This is a genomic window from Methylococcus capsulatus (genome assembly GCF_036864975.1).
Taxonomy (GTDB): Bacteria; Pseudomonadota; Gammaproteobacteria; order Methylococcales; family Methylococcaceae; genus Methylococcus.
In genome coordinates this window covers 2,248,351-2,270,271 of record NZ_CP104311.1, presented here as the reverse complement: position 1 = coordinate 2,270,271, position 21,921 = coordinate 2,248,351, and the positions used below count along the sequence as shown (strand labels likewise).

Annotated in this window: 18 protein-coding genes; 7 read left to right on the top strand and 11 right to left on the bottom strand. The window is 59.9% G+C overall.

Annotated features, from left to right (window positions below; translation table 11 throughout):
• Positions 1–37: 37 nt before the first annotated feature.
• Genes N4J17_RS11285 through N4J17_RS11275 form a run of 3 tightly spaced genes read left to right on the top strand, consistent with a single transcriptional unit; the run spans position 38 to position 3,277 of the window.
• A complete protein-coding gene (locus N4J17_RS11285; RefSeq protein ID WP_198323394.1) occupies positions 38–1,405 on the top strand; it encodes a c-type cytochrome in 1,368 nt (455 codons plus the stop codon).
• 13 nt (positions 1,406–1,418) lie between these two features.
• A complete protein-coding gene (locus N4J17_RS11280; RefSeq protein ID WP_198323395.1) occupies positions 1,419–2,624 on the top strand; it encodes a hypothetical protein in 1,206 nt (401 codons plus the stop codon).
• 8 nt (positions 2,625–2,632) lie between these two features.
• Entirely contained in the window at positions 2,633–3,277 is a 645-nt protein-coding gene (locus tag N4J17_RS11275) for a c-type cytochrome (RefSeq protein WP_198323396.1), read from the top strand.
• A 403-nt stretch (positions 3,278–3,680) separates the two neighbouring features.
• On the opposite strand, the gene N4J17_RS11270 is transcribed toward N4J17_RS11275, so the two are convergent.
• The 3 genes from N4J17_RS11270 to N4J17_RS11260 all read right to left on the bottom strand — a co-directional run bounded on the left by N4J17_RS11270 (position 3,681) and on the right by N4J17_RS11260 (position 6,142).
• Positions 3,681–5,123, bottom strand: coding sequence for an FAD/NAD(P)-binding protein (locus N4J17_RS11270; RefSeq protein WP_198323397.1), 1,443 nt, complete (start codon positions 5,121–5,123; stop codon positions 3,681–3,683).
• 121 nt (positions 5,124–5,244) lie between these two features.
• Positions 5,245–5,739, bottom strand: coding sequence for an aminotransferase class V-fold PLP-dependent enzyme (locus N4J17_RS11265; protein ID WP_232470557.1), 495 nt, complete (start codon positions 5,737–5,739; stop codon positions 5,245–5,247).
• Positions 5,740–5,803: 64 nt separating this feature from the next.
• On the bottom strand, positions 5,804–6,142 hold the full coding sequence (locus N4J17_RS11260; RefSeq protein ID WP_346780355.1) for a pyridoxal-phosphate dependent enzyme: 339 nt from the start codon (positions 6,140–6,142) through the stop codon (positions 5,804–5,806).
• Between the two features lie 269 nt (positions 6,143–6,411).
• Between N4J17_RS11260 and cysT the strand changes: the two genes are divergently transcribed.
• From cysT to N4J17_RS11245, 3 genes are read left to right on the top strand one after another with little or no spacing between them, the layout of a single operon-like run.
• Entirely contained in the window at positions 6,412–7,248 is an 837-nt protein-coding gene (gene cysT, locus N4J17_RS11255; RefSeq protein WP_198323398.1) for a sulfate ABC transporter permease subunit CysT, read from the top strand.
• Between the two features lie 26 nt (positions 7,249–7,274).
• Complete coding sequence (cysW, locus tag N4J17_RS11250) at positions 7,275–8,162, top strand: sulfate ABC transporter permease subunit CysW (protein ID WP_198323414.1); 888 nt, start codon at positions 7,275–7,277, stop codon at positions 8,160–8,162.
• Between the two features lie 18 nt (positions 8,163–8,180).
• Positions 8,181–9,227: a sulfate/molybdate ABC transporter ATP-binding protein gene (locus N4J17_RS11245; RefSeq protein ID WP_198323399.1), complete on the top strand. Its 1,047-nt coding sequence runs from the start codon at positions 8,181–8,183 to the stop codon at positions 9,225–9,227.
• A 33-nt stretch (positions 9,228–9,260) separates the two neighbouring features.
• Here the strand turns inward: N4J17_RS11245 and N4J17_RS11240 are convergent, their stop codons facing one another.
• From N4J17_RS11240 to N4J17_RS11210, 7 genes are all read right to left on the bottom strand, one after another.
• Complete coding sequence (locus N4J17_RS11240; protein ID WP_198323400.1) at positions 9,261–9,950, bottom strand: hypothetical protein; 690 nt, start codon at positions 9,948–9,950, stop codon at positions 9,261–9,263.
• Between the two features lie 13 nt (positions 9,951–9,963).
• Positions 9,964–10,689, bottom strand: a complete 726-nt coding sequence (locus N4J17_RS11235; protein ID WP_198323401.1) for a tyrosine-protein phosphatase — start codon at positions 10,687–10,689, stop codon at positions 9,964–9,966.
• Positions 10,690–11,071: 382 nt separating this feature from the next.
• Positions 11,072–13,507, bottom strand: coding sequence for a GumC family protein (locus N4J17_RS11230; RefSeq protein ID WP_198323402.1), 2,436 nt, complete (start codon positions 13,505–13,507; stop codon positions 11,072–11,074).
• A gap of 43 nt (positions 13,508–13,550) precedes the next feature.
• The gene (locus N4J17_RS11225) at positions 13,551–14,087 is read right to left on the bottom strand and encodes a polysaccharide biosynthesis/export family protein (RefSeq protein WP_198323403.1); all 537 of its coding nucleotides are present in this window, start codon (positions 14,085–14,087) and stop codon (positions 13,551–13,553) included.
• Positions 14,088–14,259: 172 nt separating this feature from the next.
• Complete coding sequence (locus N4J17_RS11220) at positions 14,260–15,597, bottom strand: outer membrane beta-barrel protein (protein WP_198323404.1); 1,338 nt, start codon at positions 15,595–15,597, stop codon at positions 14,260–14,262.
• Entirely contained in the window at positions 15,594–17,057 is a 1,464-nt protein-coding gene (locus N4J17_RS11215) for an O-antigen ligase family protein (RefSeq protein WP_277458495.1), read from the bottom strand. The genes N4J17_RS11220 and N4J17_RS11215 overlap by 4 nt, the downstream gene beginning before the upstream one ends.
• A gap of 76 nt (positions 17,058–17,133) precedes the next feature.
• Positions 17,134–17,577: a hypothetical protein gene (locus N4J17_RS11210; RefSeq protein ID WP_198323405.1), complete on the bottom strand. Its 444-nt coding sequence runs from the start codon at positions 17,575–17,577 to the stop codon at positions 17,134–17,136.
• 994 nt (positions 17,578–18,571) lie between these two features.
• Between N4J17_RS11210 and wbaP the strand changes: the two genes are divergently transcribed.
• Entirely contained in the window at positions 18,572–20,452 is a 1,881-nt protein-coding gene (gene wbaP / locus N4J17_RS11205) for an undecaprenyl-phosphate galactose phosphotransferase WbaP (RefSeq protein ID WP_198323406.1), read from the top strand.
• Here the strand turns inward: wbaP and N4J17_RS11200 are convergent.
• Positions 20,446–21,792, bottom strand: coding sequence for a glycosyltransferase WbuB (locus tag N4J17_RS11200; RefSeq protein ID WP_198323407.1), 1,347 nt, complete (start codon positions 21,790–21,792; stop codon positions 20,446–20,448). The genes wbaP and N4J17_RS11200 overlap by 7 nt on opposite strands.
• Positions 21,793–21,921 lie beyond the last annotated feature (129 nt).

Below are 21,921 nucleotides of genomic sequence, written 5' to 3'. Positions count from 1 at the left end.
ACGCGCCAGCAACACCTCAGGGAGATGAATCACTGCCATGGATAACTCGAATGAAATACTCGGCCTTTATCCCACCTGGTACCAGCCGGCACTGGGCAGCGGTTGGGTATTGGGTATCATCGCCGTCATCCACGTGCTGGCCTCCCATACCTCGGTCGGCGCGGCCCTGGTGTCGACCTGGCTCGCCACCGTCGCGGTCCGGCGCAACCGCCCGGAACTGCTCGAATACGTCAGGCGGTACGGCGTCTTCCTGCTGGTGTTTTCCTACGTGCTCGGCTCCATCACCGGTCCTGGCATCTGGTTTTCGGCCACGGTCGCCAGCCCCCGGGGGCTTTCGGCCCTGATCCACAGCTACGTATGGTGGTGGGCGACCGAATGGGTGTTCTTCTTCATCGAGGTGGTCGGCATCTACCTGCTGGTCTATCTGGCTGGGAAGGTGGACGGGAGGAGCTATTTGAAAATCGCTTGGATTTTCGGACTCGCCTCCTGGGCCACGATGCTGATCATCGTCGGCATTCTCTCGTTTATGATGTGGCCGGGGCAGGAGCGCTGGTTCACCGAAGGTGGCACGCTCAACGGCTTTTTCGGCCTCTATACCTTCGCCCAGATACTGAGCCGCACCTGCTTCATGCTGATGGCGGCCGCCCTGGCCGGCGGGCTGATCGCTGCCTATCTGCGGGACGGCGCTTTCCGGCTGGAGATGACCCGGAAGCTGGCCTGGGTGGGTATCCTCGGGGCGGTGCTGGGGGCGGTGTTTTTCCAATGGGGCCTCACGACCCTGCCGGAGAGCGCCCAGCTCCTGATGAAAACCCGCCTGCCGGGATCGTTCGTCCCCGCGATGTGGGCGATCCTGACGGCGATCGTCATTTATTTCTTCGCGCTGCTGCTGCGTCCCGGCACGCTCAATGCCCCCCTCGCCGCCGGCATGATGGTGGGCTTATTGATATTCGGCATCTGGCCGGAGGAGCGGGCGCGCGAATCCATGCGCAAACCCTACGTCGCCGGCCAGTTCGTCTACTCGAACCAGATCATCGCCCGCGACGTGCCGGCACTGGGCGTCAAATCCGAACTGCCGGCGCTCGAAGCCCGCGGCATGCTGGCGCTGCACCCGTTCATGCCCGAACACCTGCGCCAGATCGGCGAAGGAAACGAACTGGAAGCCGGCCATGCGCTGGCCATCGTGTACTGCTCGAACTGCCACGGCCTGGGCACCACCGGCACCCGCCCCTTTGGCGAGATGTTCGCCGGCAACCGAGACGCCGCGGATATCGAACGGTTCATCAAAGGCGCCCTGGTCACCGGCAACATGGTGAATATGCCGCGCATCCCTTTGCACGACGACGAGGCGCATGCCCTGGCGCAGTTCATCGCCAGCCTGCCCCTGTGGCACTCCATCACCCGCTGAACGGAAACCCCTCATGGACATCGACACACTTTACGCATTGCGCAGCAGCTCAGGACTGCCGAGCCATCCTGCCATTTTCCTGGTTCTCCTGGTGCTCACATGGGCGCTGCATATGATCGCCGTCCACGTCATGCTGGGCAGCACCGCCCTGGCCCTGACCGGCGCCTTTTCATCGAACGCCAACTGGCGCCGGCTCGCGGGCCCGATGCTCGACACCGCCAAGGTCGCGGTCTCGATCGCCATCGTGATCGGCGTGGCGCCGCTGCTGTTCGTCCAAGTCATCTACGATCCGTTCTGGTACGTCTCCAACGTGCTGTCGGCGCGCTGGGCCATCGCTTTCATCGTGGTGCTGCTGGTAGCCTACTGGGCGATGTACCACCATTACTTCGTGGGCAAGGAAGGCGGATCGGCCACCAGCCGCTGGTCGCTGGCCGTATCGCTCGCGCTGCTGCTCGCGGCGGGCTTCATCATGCATGCCCTCACCTCCCAGGCGCTGCGGCCGGAGCTATGGATGGCCTGGTATGCGCCGGAAGGGCACCTCGAAACCGCCGGTTCCGGCATCCACGAATTCAACCTCGGGCGGTACCTTTTCTTCATCGTATTGGCGGCCCCGGTCACCGGCGCCTGGCTGCTGGGCTGCCGGCGCTACCTCGACCGCCGGGAACCGAATGACGCGCCGTACCTGGATTGGCTGGCCGGCCTCGGCAACAAGCTCATGACGGTGGGCGGCTTCGCCGCCCTCATCTGCTATGCGGCATGGATGGCAACACTGCCGGGCAGCGCGGCCGGCTTTCCGGTCTCGCTGTGGTCCATCGGCGCCAATGCAGCCATCCTGCTGCTGATCCTGACCCCCGCCTTGTTCAGATCGGCTTCCGGCGGCTATGGACCTTTCGCCACCGCCACCGGCGCCATCCTGCTGATCGCGACCGCCCGCGAGGCGCTACGCCACCGCATCCTGTTCGGCACGCACGGCTACGAACTCTCCACTTACGCGGTCAACCTCGACTGGTACAGCAACGCGCTGTTCTGCCTGACCTTCGCCGGCGTGGGCGGCTTCGCCATCGCCTATTCCGTGGCGATAGCCTGGGAAGCCGGCAAAACCCCTGCCGTCTACACGGCGTCCCCCCGGGTGGACCGCCTCGGCGGATTCGCGCTCGCGGCGCTCGTCGTCTGGATCGCCCAGTACTTCTTCTTCGGCTTTCTGGTCATGACCCGATAGGAACCCGTATGCGCCAAACTTTCTCCTGCCTGTTTTTGGGGTTCGGCCTGGCCGCCGGAGCAACGGCTGCCCTGGCGGAAGCCTTGCCGCTGCCCGAATGGCAGCGCGAACTCGCAGCCAAACCCCAAGGCGATGCCGCACGGGGAAGCACCCTTTACGCCGGGCGCGGCTGCGCCGGCTGCCACGGTCCGGATGGCTTGGCGGACAACCGGCAATGGCCCGTGCTGACCGGGCAGCGTCCGCTGTACCTCTACAAAATGCTGCTGGATTACCAGGCCGACCGGATGGCGGGACCGGACGCTGCCATCATGGCCTCCGTGGTCCGGGCACTGAGCCGTCAGGAGATGGCGGACCTGGCCGAATGGCTGGGCGCGCTTCCGCGGCCGGCAGCGGCCGAGGCGCCGGAACCCGCGATTCTCCGCGGCGACAGGAAGCGGCTCATCCCGCCCTGCTCGGCCTGCCACGGCGCCCACGGCCAGGGCTGGGATCTGCAGCCCGCGCTGCGGGGTCAAAACCGGGACTACCTCGCCAAGACTTTGCAACGCTTCAAGACGGGCGAGAGAAACAACGACGTCAACGCGGGCATGAGCCAGTTCGCCGCCAAGCTCACGGATGAGGAAATCCGGGCGCTGGCCGACCATTATGGGCGCTGAACCCGAGACTCGACGGCTTTATGGCTGGCTCCGCCCGGAAAAAGGCCGCAACTCCAGTCCCGGGTTGGGCACCTCGAAAAACCACGGCTTCAGAAAATCCGCCGTCTAAAAATCATCGACTTACCGTAGTTAGGTTAGCGAGATGCAGGGTTTTTAGAGGTGCCCGTTTTTTACTCACGAACGCCTTCTCGGCATTTTCAGGCGATTCCCGGAAAAGTCGTAAAGAGCTTGGCCGGGATATATTCGACTCAAAATGCTCGCTTGCATTTCAATTTGAAACCGCCTCGCCAGACCAACTGCATCCAAGCCGAAGACCGCGATTGATCGATCGGGCGGGGCAGCCGGATCACGGCCGAATCCTCTCCGCCGACCAGCGGAAATTTCGATCCTGCCGCTCAAAAAATCATTCCATCACTGACTGGCTCGACTCTTCGCTGCACTCCGAATGATCGCTCTTAAGCAACTCCGCTGCCAGCCTGGCGGCCTGACCGCGTATCTCCGGCACCGCCGTGGTTTCCCACAAACGCCCTTTCTGCGGCGGCCCGAGGGTGAACAAGAACGCGGACGCGACGCCATCCGCATCGATCAAGGCCCCGTTGTCGGCGACATCCAACCCGAGCGCCAGAGGATCCGGGCGGATCAGGCGTTGGCCCAGCAGATCCTTGACCAGGGTGCTGTCGAGTCTGCGGTAATCGCTTTCCGAACCCGAGCAGTTCACCACCGTGTCGACATTGAACACATAGCTTTGATCACTGCCTCGCGGCCGGATGGTGACTTCGACCTGACCGCCCACCTCACGAAAGCTGCGGATACGTCCCACGTGGCGGACCAGTTGCCCGGAATCCCGCATCGCGGCCAGCCGCGCGGCGATGCCAGGCGCCAGCCGGTGGCGGTGGCAGTCCCAGAAGGTGCGCAGATGGCGCAGGAATCGGCGCTGCTCGGGCAGTCCAAGACTCTTCCATAGCGTCTGGGTCACCGGCCGCAGCGCGTCGATCACGGAGCGCCAGTCGGCGCCGGTGTTGCGGATGAAAGCCCGGATGCTGTGCAGACCGTCGCGGACGGCCCCGACCTGGCCGGAGGGTTCGATGCCGAAAGCCGCCGGAGCACCCGGTTTGTGGCGCTGGGGCCACAGGCCGCGCCTGGACACCACATGGATAGCGCCGCGGTAGCCGGCCTGATTGAGCGTGATGGCCCAGTCAACCATAGTGAGGCCGCTGCCGACCAGGAGACAGGATTCGGTCGGCAGGAGCCTTTCCAATACATCGGGCCCCCACGGGTCGCCGCGATAGCGGGCGCTGCGGTAAAACGCGGCATCGGCGCCGGACGGATCGCCGGGGCGGAAATTCCCCAGCGCTAGAACCACGCGGTCGGCCCGGAGCTGCGTGCCGGAGGCCAGCCGGAGGCCGACGCCTCCCTCCTCGACCTTCAAGGAAGCAACCTCGTCGATCCGGCGCTCAAGGCCTACGCCGGGCGCCGCACCGCGCTCTGCTTCGTCCAGCACCTCGGCGATGTAATCGCCGTAGGCCCGCCGCGGCAGATAGGCAGCGGCCGTCACTTCGCTGACGCAGGCGCAGTCGAGCAATTCAGCCACCCGGGCTTGCGCCCAGCGCAGGAAGTGCTCGCGGTCGTCGGGATAAGCGCTCATGTTCCCGGCGGGCACGTTGAGGAGGTGGCAGTCCTCAGTGGTGCTGTAGGCGACGCCGCGGGCGAAGCGGCTGCGCTCCCGCTCGATCAGATGGATCGTCAGCGGCGCCTTCGCCCTGGACAACAGGTGCGCCGCCACCAGGGTGCCGCTGAAGCCGGCGCCGACAATAGCGATGGTTTGGGGCGGGGAGGCAGGATTCATGGATCGCTCGCTCAGAGTGCGAAAAAGACGCCGGCTGCGGAACAGCCGGCGTCGATCGAATGACACAAGGTTAAATATTAGCAGACTCTGATTATCTCATCACCGATCCAGGATATCCCCCTCAACGGCCCAACTCCACACTCCCCGCCTGGATGCGCCGCACGGCGGCGACCAGCGCGTCGACATCCTCGCGGGTGTTGTACAGCGCGAACGACGGCCGCACCGTGGTTTCCAGGCCGAACCGCCGCAGAATGGGCTTGGCGCAGTAATGGCCGGCGCGTACCGCGATGCCCTGGCGGTTGAGCGCCTTGCCCACATCCTCGGTGCGGAATCCCTGCAGCACGAAGGAGATCACCCCGGCCTTTTCCGCCGCCGTGCCGATGATGCGCAAGCCCGGCACGGTCGACAGCCCTTCCGTGGCATAGGCGAGTATCTCCTGCTCATGCCGCTCCAGGTTTTCCCGGCCCAAGCGTTCCACGTAATCCAGCGCCGCCCCCAAACCGACGGCGTCGGCGATGTTGCCGGTGCCGGCTTCGAAGCGATGGGGCGCCGCGTGGTAGATCGTGCGCTCGTGGGTCACGTCCTGGATCATGTTGCCGCCAGTTGTGTGCGTCAAGTTGTGCAAATTGGTGATCAGGTAATTGGTTGATCCTGTTTGCGCTGTCGGTGGCGCGCAGGGCTCAGCCCGAAGCGAGGGCGACAGCGCGCAGCCGCTTCAGGCTCATGGTTTCCGGCATCGTCAGGGTCAGCGGAATGTTGCGGGCGGCGGCGACGAAGGCCAGCGCGATCCCGGTGTTACCGCTGGTGGGCTCCACCAGTTCCTTGCCCGGCCCCAACAGGCCGCGCCGTTCCGCATCCTTCACCATCGCCGCCCCGATCCGGCATTTGACCGAATAGGCGGGATTGCGCCCCTCGATCTTCGCCAGCACCGTGGCCAGCGCGCCGTCGGTCACCCGGTTGAGGCGCACCAGGGGCGTATGGCCGACGGATTGCGAGTTATCTTCGAACCAATGTGGCATGGAAACCTCCCCAAGTTCTGCGCGCCGCCCGGATTGCGGGCAACAAAAAAGCCAGCGGCCCCCAAGGGACACGCTGGCTTCCGGTGGTCCGGTCAGCTCCGGTATGCGCGGAACACGTTAACGATCGGGTTCATGACTTGTCAAGCTGGATCGAGGCCAGTGACCTACGAAAATTATGGAATATAAATAGCTCTGTTGATTCTTTAACAATATAAAAAAGCTCGGATAAACTCCTGCCCAACCACGGCTTTCCGGAATCGAACGAACACATGAGGACCTACCAGCGACACAGCGTCCTGCCCGGCTTTCCGCTGGCGCTGGGCTTCACCCTGCTCTATCTCAGCCTGATCGTGCTGATTCCCCTGTCGGCGACCTTCCTCAAAAGCGCCACCCTGGGCTGGGGCGGATTCTTCGAAGCCGTCACCACCCCGCGCGTACTGGCGTCCTACCGGCTGACCTTCGGCGCCGCGCTCGCCGCCGCGGCGATCAACGCCGTCATGGGCCTGCTGGTGGCCTGGGTGCTGGTGCGCTACGAGTTCCCCGGACGCAAGCTGGCCGACGCCTTCGTCGACCTGCCCTTCGCCCTGCCCACCGCCGTCGCCGGCATTGCCCTCGCCACCCTTTATTCGAGCAAGGGCTGGATCGGGCAGTTCGCGGCCCAGGCCGGGTTCAAGATCGCCTTCACCCCGCTGGGCGTCACGATCGCCCTGACCTTTATCGGCCTGCCCTTCGTGGTGCGGACGGTGCAACCGATTCTGGAGGACCTGGAACAGGAACTGGAGGAGGCGGCGGCCAGCCTGGGCGCCACGCGTTGGCAGACCTTTCTCAAGGTGATCCTGCCGACCCTCTCGCCCGCCCTGATGACCGGATTCGCCCTGGCCTTCGCCCGCGGCGTCGGCGAATACGGCTCGGTGATCTTCATCGCCGGCAACATTCCGCTGGTCTCGGAAATCACCCCGCTGCTCATCATCACCAAGCTGGAGCAGTACGACTACGCCGGAGCCACCGCCCTGGCGGTATCCATGCTGCTGGTTTCGTTCACCCTGCTGCTGGCCATCAACCTGCTGCAGTGGTGGACCCAGACCCGCCGCGGCTCCCGCATCTGAACGGCACAATGACCGAATCTATTGCCATGTCCGCACAAACGCTCACCTTCGCCTCGCACATCCATCATGTCCATCACGCCGCCCGCGGCGAAGCGCCCTGGGTGCGCTGGTCGCTGACCGCCGCCGCCCTGGTCTTTCTCGCATTATTCCTGCTGATACCGCTGGCGCTGGTGTTCGTCCAGGCCTTCGCCAAGGGCTGGGAAACCTACGCGTCCGCGCTGGTCGACCCAATGGCCCTGGCCGCGACCAAGCTCACCCTGCTGGTCACCCTGATCGCAGTGCCGCTCAATACGGTGTTCGGCGTGGCCGCGGCCTGGGCCATCGCCAAATTCGAATTTCCCGGCAAGAACCTGCTGACCACCCTGATCGACCTGCCGTTTTCGGTGTCGCCTGTCGTGTCGGGCCTGATCTACGTGCTGCTGTTCGGCATGCAGGGCTGGCTGGGTCCCTGGCTGCACGAGCACGACATCAAGCTGATCTTCGCGGTACCGGGCATCGTGCTGGCCACGATCTTCGTCACCGTGCCTTTCGTCGCCCGTGAGCTGATTCCGCTGATGCAGGCCCAGGGCAACGACGAGGAGGAGGCCGCGCTGGTGCTGGGCGCCTCGGGCTGGCAGACCTTCCGCCACATCACCCTGCCCAACATCCGCTGGGGCCTCCTGTACGGCGTGATTCTATGCAACGCCCGGGCGATGGGCGAATTCGGGGCCGTGTCCGTGGTGTCCGGCCATATCCGGGGCGCCACCAACACGATCCCGCTGCACGTGGAAATCCTCTACAACGAATACAACAGCGCCGCCGCCTTCGCCGTCGCCTCGCTCCTTGCGATGCTGGCCCTGGTCACCCTGGCCTTAAAGAGCGCCCTGGAATGGCGGCTGGCCCAGCAGGTCGACGCCGCCAAAGACGAAGAATGAATCGAGACTGAACCGACCATGAGCATCGAAATCCGCAATATCAGCAAATCCTTCGGCAGCTTCCAGGCCCTCAAGGGCATTGACCTCACCATCGGTTCCGGCGAACTGGTGGCCCTGCTCGGCCCCTCCGGCTGCGGCAAGACCACACTGCTGCGCATCATCGCCGGACTGGAGGCCGCCGACAGCGGCCAGATCCTGTTCCACGGGGAAGACACGACGCACCGCCACGTCCGCGAGCGGCAGGTCGGCTTCGTTTTCCAGCACTACGCACTGTTCCGGCATATGAGCGTGTTCGAGAACATCGCCTTCGGCCTGCGGGTGCGCCCGCGCGGCCGGCGCCCGCCAGAAGCCGAAATCCGGCGGCGGGTGCATGAATTGCTGGAACTGGTCCAGCTCGACTGGCTGGCCGACCGCTATCCCGGCCAACTCTCCGGCGGCCAGCGCCAGCGCATCGCCCTCGCCCGCGCCCTGGCGGTGGAACCTAAGGTTCTGCTGTTGGACGAACCTTTCGGCGCGCTCGACGCCAAGGTCCGCCAGGATCTGCGCCGCTGGCTGCGACGGTTGCACGACGAGTTGCACATCACCTCGGTGTTCGTCACCCACGACCAAGAAGAAGCGCTGGAAGTGGCCGACCGGGTCGTGGTGCTGAACGGCGGGCAGATCGAACAGGTCGGCTCGGCGGATGAGGTCTACGACCATCCCGCCACGCCTTTCGTGTGCCAGTTCATCGGCGACGTCAACCTGTTCCACGGCCGGGTGCACGACGGCCGCGCCCACATCGGAGATACGGTGATCGACCTGCCGGGCATAGCGGAGTCGGACGCCGAACAAGCCTTGTTCTTCGCCCGTCCCCACGAAATCGAAATCGGCGGCGGCACGGGCATCGGCGCCGTCGTCCGGGACATCCGGCGGCGCGGCAACGCGGTGCGGGTGGAGCTGGAACGCAAGGACGGCCAGGGCCCCGTGGAAGCGGAACTCAGCCGCGAAGCGTTCGGACGCCACGCCATCAAGCACGGCGACGAGGTGGTGATCCAGCCCAACCGGATCAGGGTGTTTCAGCCCTGAAACGGTCCTCTATGGCCCGAACGCTCTGGCCAGCTATTCAATCACATCCGAACAGATCTGCTGGTGAAGCTCCGTCAGGCCGGCCATGGCGGCGCAGACTTCCACCAGCCGGCCGGACTCCTGCACGACCGGAAGCATGTCCTTCGGCTTCTGCTGGAAACCGCGGATCGCCGCATTCATCGCCACTTCGCGATCCTCCGGAGAGACTTCCTCCCAGATCGGAAGCACCGCGGCCACCACCGCGAGGCTGGTTTGAAAATCCCAAGGCCCCAGAGCTGTCGCGCGCCTCAGCGCAAGCCTGAATTCGTCGTCGGGGACGTCGAAAGTCGCCTTCAAACCAAGCAGACGTGCCCAGGCCATCGGCCAGGCCGGCCTCAGTGACACCCCCCGGCGGGCCTCGGCGGTCGCCTTGGCGCTCAGTCTGGCTTCCGCGTCGGGATCACCCCGGGCGAGCGTGAGCTGCCACAGGTACAACTGGCACAATTGTTCGTGGAGGACGGGATTATCGGGATCCAGGACGACCGCGCCCCGCAGCACCCGCTCGATGCGGCTCAGCTCGGCCCCGGACGGAGCCTTGTCCGGGTTCGCCGTCCACGCCTTGAACAGCCAGCCCACTTGGGCCTCATGGAGGCCGGCCTTCGCCCGTTTCAGGCAGGTCCAGCCGAGGAACAAGAACCCGGCGGCCAGCAGATAGCACACCAGGATACGCAGGACGGCGGACATGCGGATTCCTGACTTATTGGATGGGCAATCCGAGAATTTCGCTCGGGTTGTCGACGACCAGTCTCCTGGCCACTTCCGGCCCGGCCACACGCTCGACCACCTCCCGCCCCTCCTCCAGATTGGGCGGACGATGCTTGACGTTGTGCGCATCGGACGCCACCACCGTGATCCAGCCCTCCTCCAGGAACTGGAGTGCCCTTTCTTCACAGCGCTCGCCGAACTGCCCAGTCAGCGAACCGGCGGTGACCTGGAACAGGCACTCCATTTCGACATAAGGGAAGATCTTGCTGAAATCGCGAAGCACCGCCTTGTTCCGCTCGGGATGGGCGATCATGGGCAGGATATCGCGCGTCATCAACCAGCGCACCAGCACATCAGTGCCGGGCGGAATCTGCTCGTGGGGGAATTCGAGCAGCATCACCCGCTTGCCCCGGTACTCACCGAGAAAGGGGATCCGGTCCTGCGCCAGCAGGCTCATGATCTCGGCGCACACGCGGACTTCCGCCGCCATACCGACTTCAAGCGGAATCCCCTCGCGTTCCAGCTCCGTCTGGAACGCCCGGAACACGCGCTCGATACCGGCCTGGTCGTTGTCCCAGCAGCCCGGCTGGATATGCGGCGTCACCACCGACCGCCGAATACCCCGCTTCGCCGCAAGCCGGGCCAGCTCCATGGCCTGGGCCAGATTCTCCGGACCGTCATCGATGGCAGGCAACAGATGGCAATGAAGGTCGATCATGGGAATTCAAAGCTCCAAAACGGCAGTCTTGCTTAGGGTACGACCAGGTTACTAGTCGTTAAGAAAGCAATGTCATTGTTTGATCGCCCTCACCCTACCCAGGAACCTATCGGGATCGTAGGGCGGATAAGCGGCGGCGCATCCGCCAAATATCGGCTCCGCCGCTCTCCGAGTCAGCTCCGCCGCTCTCCGAGTCAGCTCCGCCGCTCTCCGAGTCAGCTCCGCCGCTCTCCGAGTCAGCAGGGAGGTGGATGCGCTACGCTTACCCACCCTACCTGTAGGTTCCGGGGAACAATCCGGCGCGCATGGCGCATATCGATCTCTCCCAGAGAGAGAGGACATGTTGTGTGACACTGCTTTCTTAACCGTTAGTACACGTTTCTCACTCGTGGGCGCCTTCCTGCTTGTAACTCCCGTAATAATAGTCGCTGTAGTAATAGCTGCTGTAACCGCGCCGGCTTTTTTCCAGGTTCAACTGGCTCAAAACCACCCCTGTCACCGGAGCACGGACCTTGCGCAGCCGGTCGATGCCCGAACGCGCCATGTGCACCGGCGTTTTTTCCGCCTGGACCACATAGATCACCGAACGGACCAGCCTGGACAACGCCAGCGCATCACTCACCGGCTGCATCGGCGGCGCGTCGAGGATGATCGCGTCGTACTCGCTCTCGAGCTCAGTCATCGCTTCCGCAAAGCGGTGCGAAGACAGCAGCTCTAACGGGTTCGGCGGCACGATGCCGGCCGGCATCAGATCGATATTACCCGCTTCGTAATGATGGATGCATTCCTCGAGCGTCGCCGTCTGGGCCACCAGGTTCGACAGCCCCGGCATCTTGGCTGACAGGCCGCAGCGCTTGGCCAGGTTGGGCCGCCTCAGGTCGGCCTCCACCACCAGCACCCTGGAATTGAGCTGAGCCAGCGCATAGGCGAGGCTCATCGAAATCGACGACTTCCCTTCGCCTGGGACAGAGGATGTCACCAGGATGCTCATGCGCGGATCGTCCAGGGCGGAGAGCATGATGCCGGTACGAATCGTGCGCACCGATTCTGCGAAGTTGCCGCGCGGGTCGTCCAGAAACACCCTGGAGATGTCATCCTTGGCCCCCTGTTTCTGCTTCTGTGTCACCAGCGGTACCAAGCCCAACAAGGGAAGCCCCAACTTCTGCTCGACCTCCTCCGAACTCCGGAAAGACTTGTCCATGAAATCGAGCAGGAAAGCGAGGCCGATTCCGGCCATCAGAGAAAGGAGAAAAGCGATGACCACGCCCAGTTTCTTGTTCGGCTTGACCGGAAACTTGGGCAGAATCGCGGCGTCCACGACGCGGGCGTTGGATGGCTGCAAGTCGCCAGCCTCGGACGTCTCCTTGAGGCGTTTGAAAAACATATCGTAAAGCTCCCGGTTGGACTGCACCTCACGCTGCAATTCGCGATACACGCTTTCTTTTCGGGCAATCCCCTGCAATTCATTCTTGATCGAATCGATCTGACTGGCCAGGGCATTTTCATTGGCATAAGCCGCAGCGATCTGCTGCTTCAGACGGGCGGCCACACTGGCAATCTGCTTCTTCAATGCCGCGCGTACCGACTCGAGATGCGTCTCCGCAGTCACCCGCTCCGGATGCTGTTCACCATAGCGGCTGGCCAACTCATTGACCCGGGTGAGCGCCTCATGTTCCTGCTGTTTGAGCTTGCGTATGGTCTCATCCCCATAGATGGCCGGCATGCTCTCGATATTCTCCGGAACCGCTCCGCCGAGATTGGCGATCTGACTGTAAAGGGTTTCAGCCTCCAACCGCGCCTTGCGCGCTTCGATGTATCTCACGTTCAAGTCACTCAATTGGCTAGCGCTCAAGGACGAAACACCAGAAGCGCCCGCATCTGCCTCTCCTCTCCATGCTCTGCCTTGGAGATCGACCAGATTCTGGCTCTCCAAATAGGCCTGCAACCGACGCTCCGACTCCGCCAACTTCTGGCGCAACCCTTCCAGACGCGCCGCGAGCCACTTCGACGCCAATTGGGTCCCTTCCGAGCGCGCGTCCAAGTTGATATCGATGTAGGCATCGCACACCGCGTTTGCGACCCGCATCGCAAGCTCCGGACTCGCGGCATCGAACGATATCTGCACCAACTGGGTGTTGCGGACCGGTATCACGGTTAAACGTTCCAGGAACTTGTCAGTCACGGCATCGAGCGGATCACCTTTCTCATCGACCGACATACTCGACACTGATGCAACGAACGGCCACCACGCCTGCCAGTCCAGCCAGGATTTCCATCCTCCAAGATCCGCGTCCTCGCTGTTTCCCTCCGGCTCAGTGGAAGCGCCTTCGCCGACCACTTGGGTCGGAATTTGCGGACCGTATGGTCCCACTGGCCCAATCTCTTCCCGCCCTTCCGCCACATCCTCCTCTTCATCGATGAATTCCGGATTCGAGCCCAGCTGCAAGGCTTCGACCACCTTCCTTGCAATAGCGCGGGATTTTAGAATCTCTGCCTGAGTGAGGTAGTATTCCTTGCTCTTCGTGTCGATCCCGTAGAGCTCTTCAACCGACACAACTTTCTGCTCTTTCGGCTCAATGATCAAAGTCGCGGTCGCCCGATAAATCGGCGTTATTGACAACAAAATCAGGAAGGTCAGCACCGATACCGAACCCGCAAGGCCCAGAATGCCCCATAAGTGGCGGCGAATGACATTCCAGTAGCGTCTCAGATCGAGTTCTTCTTCGTCTGCTTGATAACCACCTCCTTCATATGGAGGATTGACCACTTGGGGAAAGTTGCTCTGAACTATCGGCGAATAGATTGGCTTGTCATTCATGACGAAGTGAAGAAATCGGAAGCGATACGATGCCTGGCATGAATCAGAAAAAACTTTCTTTAACGGTAATGACGTCCCCAGGCCGCACCGGCGTCATCAGATTCGCATCTACCGGCGTTTGCATAGGATCATCTTCGTGGATCACTACGATGTCGCTTGATGCTCTTTCCGTAAAGCCACCTGCCAAAGCCACCGCCTTCTGTATGGTAAGACCCGGCTGAAACGGATAACCGCCCGGTGCTTTTACCTCTCCCCCGATGAAAAACTTTCTATACTCGACCACACTGACGCTAACCTTAGGATCGACTAAATAAGGCCCCTTCAGACCACGAGTGATTTCAGCCGCAAGCTCGCTGACAGTGCGCCCCAACGCATGGATTTCCCCAAGAAAGGGATAGGAAATCGTCCCAGCGTCACTCAATCTGACTTCCATGCTGAGGTTTTCCTCATTGAGGACGTAAATCTTGATCAAATCCCCCGAACCCAAACGGTAGTCAGACACCGCAGGACGTTCCTCGCCATGGCAATAGAACGGGATCACTGCAACCAACAAACAAACGAAATAAATAATCCGTTTCATCGACTTTCTTCATTCCGGCCCAGAATCAGCACATCGCGCCCGCAGATAAAAAATCCATACCCGGATACAATAACTGCGTCTGCTTGAGAGCCAAGAAAACAATACCAAAACCCAATGCAGGTATCCCTCAGCAAGAAGAGAGGTACATGATATTATTATCACCGCTGAATATCTACATATTCATCTGAAAATTCAGCTCTATCATGTTTCGGTCATAGTCGTATTGATTCCGAGTCGAGCGCCGCTGATTGTAGAAATAGTTAAGCCCCGTCGTCAGCCAGTGTTGAGGTTTGTAATAAAAACCCGCAAACACGCCATAACCCCTGTTGTTGATGTCCGAGTTTTGGTACTTATCTTCGCGGGCATTGACTTCGAGGCGGCTGCTGAAACGTTCGAGCCACACATGGTTCCAGGACAAAGCGTAATATTGGCTGTCGCTAAACGACGCCCCTAAATAAACCGATTCGTTAGCGATTCTCGACGCTGCGAGTCGAAACGTGGAATAGGTCTGGGGTGCCCAGGAAACCGCGGCTTCATAGGTCGGCAAACCAAAGGCCCCCAGCGATGAATCGCTGAAGTCCTTGGTCAGGTATCCCGCACGGAGCGAACCCGTCGTTTTTGCAGTGGGTTCCCACAATACACCCGCCAAGTAACGACCTTGCAGGCTATCCAATGACGGTGCACCCGGTGGAGTGTACTGATAGTCTGACAAAATCTGGTCCACTTGGACCAATAGCGAGGTTTTTGGCATCACCCGATAGTAAAACGTACCTCCGAGCGTATAGCCATTGACGTCTCTGCCCTTGGTGAGCAACGGATGGTTATCGTAGGTTCTGCTCACAAAATTGAAGTAAAGGTCAAAGCGTCCTTTTGCCTTGTTCGCCCCATAGCGGAACTGTGCTCCGAAAGTCTCCTCATGCCATTCGTTGGGCTCGCTCAGCAAATTGGCCACATTACCCTGACTGAACATAGTGCCGATCGGATCGTGAGCAAAGACCAGACTGCCGTTCAACATTAGCCTGGCACGGTGATTGAATTCCAGATCCCCAAACGCATTGAGATAATTATCGACATAATTGTTTTGCGAGGCATTTTCGTAAATGCTGCCGCGAAAGGAATAACCCAACCCCAAATTCTGTTTACCAAAACGCATCGGAACCAAAAATTGCGGGTTCACGACAGTGACGAAAGAAGACCGGCGATTCAGATTACTATAAAAGACATTGTCGTCGTAATATTCGCCCACACGGATTCGCGTCAATAATGGCAGCCGAAACCCTTCCAGCCAGCCTGCACCCTCGGTCGGCGCTCCCCCAGTATCCAGGATGGGGCGAGTCCGAAGATAAGGGCTATCCGCACCTCCTGATACCAAGGGAGAAACATACGAACTATACCCGCTTGGAGCGTTTGCCCCCATACCTCCAGCAACCACCCTTACAGCGGGTATCGCTGCAAACAGACCGAACAGTAGGACCCCGCGGCAGAAGATATGCCTTCGTTCCCTGCTCACTGCCGTCTCCTTCGGAGCGATCTGCTTCCATACTTGGCATCCACAGTTGGAGATGTCTTAGCATCGCGATGCGGATGACTAAAAGCTGAAACCCATGCCAACGCCATGAGCACAACAAAGAAGCCGGCGTTTGCCGGTATCTGCAAATTGAAGTCAACGCATGAATGTATCAATAGCGCCAGGATACCCATGAACGAGGCAAAAGCCGCAGCCTTCAGCACAGCGTCATGCCGCTGACGCAGCGCAAACAACGCAACCACCAGACTCAACGCCACAGCGAGCGCCATGGGCAGAAACCCTATCCCCCATTCGCCGAGAAACTCCAGATAGTCGTTATGGGCATGATCGTAAGGAGTGACCACCTCCGGCCCGCCATAAGGCAGAAAAGACGCCACGAAGGAACCCGCTCCCGCACCGAACGGCAGGTAGTCCGACACATATGGCAATGCATAGTCGAACAGATCGACCCGATTCGACGCCTCCACTACCGTAGTCTGCTCCAAGCGCCGCGCCACTTCTTCGATTCCGAAATAACTGCCGATGACCAGGACATCGACGAGCACTATGCTCAAGAAGAAGACCAACACGAGACCTCTCGAGAACTTCGAGGATCGCACAAACAGCAAGTAGACGGCGCCGGCGATGGTCAAGGAAGCCGCGAACCCCACGTTCCCCATGCGAGACCGTGTGAGCACCAAACCGACCGCCATGATCACGACCGCGATGCGAAGAGGTGCCTTCTCGCTGAGCAGGAAGGTCGCCAGCCCTCGCAGCCAATCGCGCCAGTTGCCACCGGGAGAGGAATACCTGCCGGAAATCAACAAGCCAACCCCCACCGCCAACGTCATCTCCAGGAGGCCGGCAAGGTGATTGCGGTGGACAAAGGTGCCGGTCGCGACGGCTTTGCCAATCTCCTTGCCGAAGAAACCGAACTCCAGTCCCGTCAATGACTTGGCCGAACCGTACAAGGCTTCGAAGACCCCGCAGCTCACCATCGTATAGGCCAGCCACCGGACCCTCGGCTGATCGCGGACAAGCAACAGAATGATCGCGAACATGGCCAGATAGGCAGCCCCCCGGAATGCTGCGAGGCGGGTGTAGTACGGATCGGTACTAAAAGAAAACAAAAGCCCGGGATCGATCTGGCGCGCATCCGGATAGACCAGTGCAGCCCGAGGACCCCACTTTTCCGCCAAATCGGAAAACCATGTGGAGCCTTGGAAAGCCACCCAGACGACACTCGCGCCGATCAGAAGCATAGCAGGCCACGCCTTGCGAAACGCGGTCGTGAGCGGAAGACCACCGTGAGCATACAACAGGCAACAACCCGCTCCGAGCACGAATGCGATGCTGGAAAAAAAATAAACAGCCCCTTCCCAGTTGCTGCCCCAGGGCAGTGGCAGCCAAAAGATCAAGGCCAACAGAACCGCAAACAACCCCTTGTCAAATACCAAAGCCACAAGCCGTCTGCATTCCGCGCACAATAAACTCGCCGGGTCGGGCGGACCCGGCGAGTCCCAATCCTCTCCGTTAGAATCAGAAGATCCGGCCGTTGCTGGCGTACTCACGCAGCCAGCTGATCCAACTTACGAGCCATTTGTAGTTCCAGCCGTTACGACTAGAAAAACCGTCTGACAGGGATTCCGCCTGTGTCCCGCTGAATCCGTCCAGCACAGCGACCAGCTCCTTCTGGTTGGCGCTGCTGCTCAGGGAGCTCAGCAAACCATTCTGGTTGGCCTGGACCTCCCGAACCTGGGTCTTATATTCGCCCTTCGAAATCGTGCCTGCCATCCAAGCAGCCCGAAGTGCCTGGATGCGGCTTGCGGCCTGGTCCTTGACGGCCTGCCTGGCGTTTCGGATCAACTGCTTGTCCGCATCCGACAGCGAGGCCTTGGACGGCGCCGCGGAACCCATCGACGGCATCAGCAACGGGATCAGCAAGGAAAAAATCATCGTGAGTCGAGTGAATGCAACCTTCATGACAGGGTCCCCCCGGAGAAAGTGAAACATGGTTTGAACGAACAATTACGCCTTCCAGTGGAGATGCGCAGAAAAAAGTGTCAATAGCCAGAAGGATTTTTTCTCGCTTCCTATTCGCGGCGGAAGCGTCTTTATTCGCGGGAGCGGCTCCGCCTGTAAAAACGCCAATACCTGTACCATACCGACAAGCCCCGCCGGCGGTAGACCGATTGGGGGAGCGCAGACCGAACTGCTAGAAGGCGGTAAGGCCCCCTGGTCCCACGGCACGCATCGCCGACAGGTGCAGGGCGTCGACCTTGCAGCCGTCTATTCAAAATGTTGAAGAACATTTCGATTTCCCAGTGGCAACCCCCCCCGCCGCTGATTCCATGGCTTCGGCCGGACTCCACCTTCTCGCCCCCTCTCGCACCTGGAGAATGGTTGGTACAACCAGAACCTCTGACAGCCGGCTCGGACTCTCGCCAAAACACAGATGTCACTCGATAGGACCCTTTAACATCGCTTTTCGAGCTTGAAACGACGGAGACAGCGGCTACACTCATACATCACCTATCGCGGTAAGCTCCCGCACAGATGACGCTGAATCGGCGGACAGGCCGATTTGCATGCTGCGCACCCGAATGGTGCAATGTCGGGAGGTGTCAAACGAATGAATGCAACGGCTCGCCATGAGCCATTCCTTCACTGCGGCCATCCCTGAATGAGAGGAATGCATATGACCGTTGGTAACCGGCTGTTTTCCGAAGACGATGTCATATCCTCTGGCCCACCTCCCTCCGGCACAAAGCCGACGAGAGAGAACAGCCGTGCTCGCCTTCAGCGGGCCGACAGAACGGGCGGCATGACTTTAGGGCACCTCGAAAAACCCTACATCTCGCCAACTTGACCACGGTAAGTCGCTGATTTTTAGACGGCGGATTGTCTGAAGCCGTGGTTTTTCGAGGTCCCTTTACTCAGTAACAAGGCACCTGCCTTCTCATCGCAGATATAAGATATGCATTCCTCAACCTTAACAATTGACGTACGAACCTCCCCACAAAAAGCAAGGAATAGCGTCGGTTATTTTTTTACTTTCGTATATTTATTTTTCCTGATTTCTGTTATTTTTGTTGATCTCTCCGTTCTATCCGAGACAAATTTATCTTTGTCATTAAGCAAAATCAACGAAGCCATCAAACCGGTACTTGGATTCGCGATAGATCTGGAGAACGTTCACGAATCATTCAATAATAAATACGTCATAATCCTCATTTTGATCGGCGCGTTTGCAACCTACCTGGGCAGCGTCGTTGCCCTCACTCATATTCGTCAACGGCGAATATCGAAAGACACAATGGCGGATGTGCCCGACATCCCCAGACTCCCATCGTCCTACCCAATTGCGGACTTCGTTCTTGCCGGAACGGATATCTTGCTTCTACATGGAACATTTCTCGCCATCGCTTGGCTCGGGAACCAGAAGAGCCCCTCCGGCGTGGCACCGTACCCTGCCCCATTCGCATGTTACAGCCTGATGATAGCGATCACCCTCCTGTGGTTCTGGCTATTGGAACACTACCGACTCCGCCGGCCTTTTTGGGATGAACTGCGGGAAATCACGCGCGTCGTTTTCATCATGACCCTGCTTGCGGGCGCAAGCAACTTCATCACTGGTCTCTCCCAGGGCCGCAGTCTCTATCTCTTGGTATGGAGCGCCAATTTCCTTTTGATCCCAGTCGGGCGGGCCAGCACGCGGTGGCTGCTCGACCGCCTCGGCTTATGGCAACGCTCCGCCGTTATTCTCGGCGCAGGCCAGAATGCGCGCGAAGCTTATCTGGCGATCAAGGACGAGAGGAGCCTAGGCTATCGCATCCTCGGATTCGTGGAAACCGAAAAAAATAACGGCGATCCAACCTCTGCCCAAGTAGCGACAGTACAGAAATCCGTAATAGAGTCGGATAACGAGTCGGTCATGGCCTCGCTATGGCGAAAAACTCGAATTGAACCTCCCTCCCTCAGGATCGGAGACGAGTCTTTTCCCATTTTTGCCTCCCGTAAACCCATCGATACCCTGATCGTAGAACTCGGCAACCCTTATGTCATTGTCGCCATGGATTCACTGGTCGAACCGGAAAATCAGAAGCTGGTCAATCATCTCCTCGCCACACAAATCAAGCTTCACATCGTTCCCGCCATTCGTGGTTTGCCTTTGTTCGGCACCAAAATATCGCACTTCTTCAGCCATGAAGTGATATTCCTGACGGTAAGGAACAACCTTGCGCAACCCGGTTATGCCTGGTTCAAGCGAACATTCGACGTAGTCGTAGCCGGCCTGCTGCTCGTGTTACTCGCGCCCCTCTTTTTGCTGATGTCGTTTCTAATCCGGCGCGACGGAGGCAAAGCCTTCTATGGCCACACCCGCATCGGCCGCAACGGCAAATCGTTCCGGTGCCTAAAGTTCAGGTCTATGCGAATGGACGCCGACAAAGTGCTCCAGGACCTTCTTGCACGAGATGCCGGCGCCAGGGCCGAATGGGAAAAAGATTTCAAATTGAAAAACGACCCTCGAATCACTCCGATCGGCCGCTTTCTACGCAAAACCAGCCTGGACGAACTTCCTCAACTCATCAATGTCATCAAAGGCGAGATGAGCCTGGTCGGTCCCCGCCCCGTGGTAAGCGCCGAACTCGACCGTTATGGCGATTATGCCCGGCTATACTTGCAAGTATTCCCGGGTATCACGGGCCTGTGGCAAGTCAGCGGCAGAAACGATACCAGCTACAACGAACGGGTGAGCCTGGACGCCTGGTATGTGCAGAACTGGTCGATCTGGTACGACATTGCCATCCTATTCAAGACCATCAACGTCGTACTGAACCAGCGGGGCGCCTATTGACCGGCGAGCTCGGAAAGGGAGTTTTCGAACGCCGTCAGCAAAGCCTCCTTCCCGAGATGGGCGAGAGCGTAGCTGCGTGCCGCCTCTCCCAGCCGTCGCCGCAAGTCGAGGTCACTGGCTAACGTAGCGACTGCACGCGACAAGGCGACGGCGTCACCGGGATCCACGATTATGCCTTTGCCCTCGACTACTCGAGCCAACTGCGTTCCCGGTTTCGCAGTGGCCACTACGGGACGGCCGCTCGCCAACATTCCCGTCAGTTTCGAAGGCATGACCAAATCGGCCACATCCGCCCGCTGCGGCAGAAGGTGAATATCAGCCAGATTCAACAGATCATTCAAACGCTCCACGGGCTGCAAATCAAGAAAACGCACGTTGGACAACCCCGCGCACTCCGCTTCCAATTCACTGCGCCCCGGGCCATTACCACAGAACACGAACAACAAACGCCGAACTTCCGTCTCCCCACTCAAAGCCCCCTTCCCGAACACCTCCCCTTGCCCCAAAGCTTCCCCTTCCAGCAACCGGGCCGCATCTCCCAGCAGTTCCAACCCCTGTTTTCGCCCCATGTTCCCCGAATAGAGTGCAACGACATCGGTGTCGGCAATTCCAAGCTCGCACCGGAAAGGACTGGAAACCGAAAGAGGAACGATGCGATCCGTATCCACCCAGTTGGGGAACAGTACGCCTTCCGCGATGCCTTTGTCACTCAAGCGCTGGATCATCTTGTCCGAAATGGTCGAAACACGATCAAAGCGACGCATCAACCAGCATTCGATCTTTGAAACGACGCGCCGCCAAAAGCCGGAACGTAACAGACCGAGGTCGAAGGCAGCATCTACTTCGAAATCCTGCACATGCAGCCAGGACTTTCCGCCGCAAAGCCGCCCAGTAAGCCAGGCCGTGGGTGCACAGAACAAAGGCGGCTCGACCGCCCATACCACTGCCGGCCGCCACCATACCTGCCTCAACATCACCGGGAAACTGCTCACCGCAAAACTCGCCAAATGCAGCAGCCGCTTCGGTCCCGATGGCTGCTTGGGAACCCACAATGGACAGCGCCAGACTCTGATGCTTCCCTGCGGGAAAGAGCACTTCCTTCCCGCCCTATTCTCCGGTTCTGAAGAAGCAGGTTGCGATGGAGCCACCGTAATGAAGGTATGCCGATACCACCCGCCCGAGTACCCGTCGTGTACACGCCATTCCGGATAATAAGGCGGCGCGGTCACCACGTGCACTTGGTGGCCGTGCGCTGCCAACCATTCGGCCAACTCGCCCGTATACTTGCCGGGGCCGGTGAGTTCCGGCGCAAAATTGATGCTGTAAATGAGAATCCTCATGGGCGTTAACAGTTACCGTTGAACTGGCTATCAGATCGTAATAAAAAACACGCTGAGGGTGACTCGAAACACTTCCATTGTCAAACGATTGCTTTAACGCCGCGCAAAAGACAAATAAGCCGCCCACCC